The organism is Variovorax gracilis (assembly GCF_030317115.1).
Classification (GTDB): Bacteria; Pseudomonadota; Gammaproteobacteria; order Burkholderiales; family Burkholderiaceae_C; genus Variovorax; species Variovorax gracilis.
The window spans coordinates 1-2,681 of the sequence record NZ_JASZYF010000082.1; the positions used below are offsets into that span (position 1 = coordinate 1).

Genomic DNA, 2,681 nt, shown 5'->3' on the forward strand with positions numbered 1-2,681 from the left:
TGCGTATTTCGGGAGAGCGTGACCGGTGTTTTCGGCATCGTGACCGATGATTTCGGGAACGTGACCGGCGATTCCGGTGTCGTGACCGAAGAGGTTTCGAGCCAGATCTGACCGGTTTCACGGTCTCACGGTCGGTGCCGACGTTGCGTATGAACCAACCGCTGGGCATAGCCTTGCGCCCTTTGAGGGCCGGGCCTGATGCCACAGCAACGCATGGACATACGCATGATCAAGGACATACTCAGACTCAAGTACCAGGGCAACCTTTCGCACGAGCGCATTGCCCAGAGTCTCTCGATCTCCAAGGGGGCCGTTGCCAAGTACCTCAGCCTGGCATGCGGCGCCGGGCTCGATTGGGCATCGACGGCCGAGCTCGACGAAGCATCGCTTGAACGCCGACTGCTGGGCGGCGGTGCGGCACTCAGCCGCGTGGTCGAACCGGACTACGCTCATGTGCACATCGAATTGCGCCGCAAGGGCGTGACGCTGATGCTTCTGTGGGGCGAATACCGCGCGGCCAACGAGGGTCGCAGAACTTGGGCATACACCCAGTTTTGCGGGCACTACAAGGCATTCGCCAAGACCCTCAAGCGCTCGATGCGTCAGCAACGGCGCGCTGGCGAGAAGCTCTTCATCGACTACGCCGGACCGACGCTCGCGTTGGCGGATGGATCGCGCGCGCAGGTCTTCGTGGCCGCCATGGGCGCATCCAGCTACACCTTCGCCTGCGCGACGGCCGACCAGAGCATGCGATCCTGGCTGGGGGCGATGGCACGCGCGTTGACGTTCTATGGCGGCGTGCCGCAGTTGATCGTGCCTGACAACCCTCGTGCGCTCGTCAGCGAGGCCTGTCGCTACGAACCCAGGCTCAACACGACCGTGCAGGACTTCGCGCGCCATTACGGCGTCTCGATTCTCCCGGCGCGCCCTTTTTCTCCGAAGGACAAGGCGAGCGCCGAATCGGCGGTGCAAGTCGTCGAACGTTGGCTGATGGCGCGCTTGCGCCATACCGTGCTGACGGATGTGCACGCCGCCGACGCGGCGCTGGCGGCATTGCTGCCCTCGCTTAACGAGCGCCGCTTCCAGAAGATCGAAGGCAGCCGCGCCAGCCTGTTCGCGACGCTTGATGCGCCGACGCTGGCTGCATTGCCTGCCCAGCGCTGGCAGTGGGCGACCTTCAAGACGGTGACTGTGCACATCGACTACCACGTCGAGATCGAAGGCCACCGCTACAGCGTCTCGCACTCGCTGGTGGGGTTGAAGCTGGAGGCGCGCGTCACCGATGCCCTGGTGGAGGTGCTGCACCGCGGCGAGCGCGTGGCATGCCATGCCCGCAACGCACACCGGGGTGGCTTCACGACGCTGGATGAACACATGCCGGCGGCCCATCGGGCGCACAAGGAATGGACGCCCGAGCGGCTGATCCATTGGGGCGGTGACATCGGCGTGAACACCGGGCGCTTCGTCACGCAGTTGCTGCACCGCTTCCGCCATCCCGAGCACGGCTACCGCAGCTGCCTCGGGCTTCTCAGTCTGGCCAAGCGCTACGGGCCGCAGCGCGTCGAGGCGGCCTGCACGCTGGCGCTCGAACTTGGCGCCGGGCAGTACCGCCATGTGCGCGACATCCTTATCAACGGGCGAGACCTGATCGAGCGACCCGCGCCTGCACCCGAATGGGTGTCCCCCGAGCACGACAACCTGCGCGGTGCCTCCTACTTCCACTGAAGGACTTCCACATGATGATGAACAACACCCTGACGCAGTTGCGTGACCTCAAGCTCGCAGGCATGGCCGCCGCCGTCGAGGAGCAGCTCTCGAGCAACGCGAGCGCGGGATTGAGCTTCGAGGAGCGACTGGCGCTGATGGTCGACCGCGAGGTGCACTACCGCGACGACAAGCGTCGAGCGGCGCTGTTGAAGAAGGCCGGCTTGAAGTATCCCCAGGCCTGCATCGAAGACGTGGACAGCCGAGCCGGGCGCGGCTTCGAGCGAAGCTCGCTGATGAGCTTGGCGCTGTCGCGCTGGGTCGAGGATGGCACAGCGATCCTGGTCAGCGGAGCCACAGGTTCGGGCAAGTCGTGGTTGGCCTGCGCGCTGGCGCAGTACGCTTGCCGACGCGGGCGTTCGGCGCTCTACCTGCGCGTGCCGCGCCTGGCTGAAGATCTTCGTGTGCTGCACGGCAACGGTGGCTTCGGTCGTTGGCTCGCGGCAGTTGCTCGCACCGACGTGCTGCTGCTGGACGACTGGGGGCTGGCGGCCTTGGACGGACCGACTCGCGCCGATCTGATGGAGGTGATCGACGACCGTGCGGGATCGCGCCCGACGATCGTCACCAGCCAGCTGCCGGTGGAACACTGGCATGCGTGGATCGGCGATGCCACGATCGCCGACGCCATCCTGGACAGGTTGCTGTCGCGCAGCCATCGCCTGAATCTCAAGGGCCAGTCGTTGCGCCCAGGCAAGGCGGCCACTGAGAACGCTGAAGTCAGTCAAACAGAAAAACAAGAACGCGACACAACCAGCTAGCGCCAGTCGTGCGCGACTGCAGAAAACCTCAGACAAGGAGCGTCTCAGCAACCCTCAAATCATCTCTTCCTACAATCCAATCCCACGCAACTCGGCATCGATCGCTCAAAACGGTCACGTTCCCGAAATCGTCGGTCACCATCGCCGAAATACGCA

Annotated in this window: 2 protein-coding genes; both read left to right on the forward strand. The window is 64.5% G+C overall.

Annotation, left to right across the window (positions count from 1 at the left end):
* Positions 1 to 198: 198 nt before the first annotated feature.
* On the forward strand, positions 199 to 1,725 hold the full coding sequence (istA, locus tag QTH97_RS36755) for an IS21 family transposase (RefSeq protein ID WP_286573707.1): 1,527 nt from the start codon (positions 199 to 201) through the stop codon (positions 1,723 to 1,725).
* Between the two features lie 11 nt (positions 1,726 to 1,736).
* Positions 1,737 to 2,525: an IS21-like element helper ATPase IstB gene (gene istB, locus QTH97_RS36760; protein ID WP_286573709.1), complete on the forward strand. Its 789-nt coding sequence runs from the start codon at positions 1,737 to 1,739 to the stop codon at positions 2,523 to 2,525.
* Positions 2,526 to 2,681 lie beyond the last annotated feature (156 nt).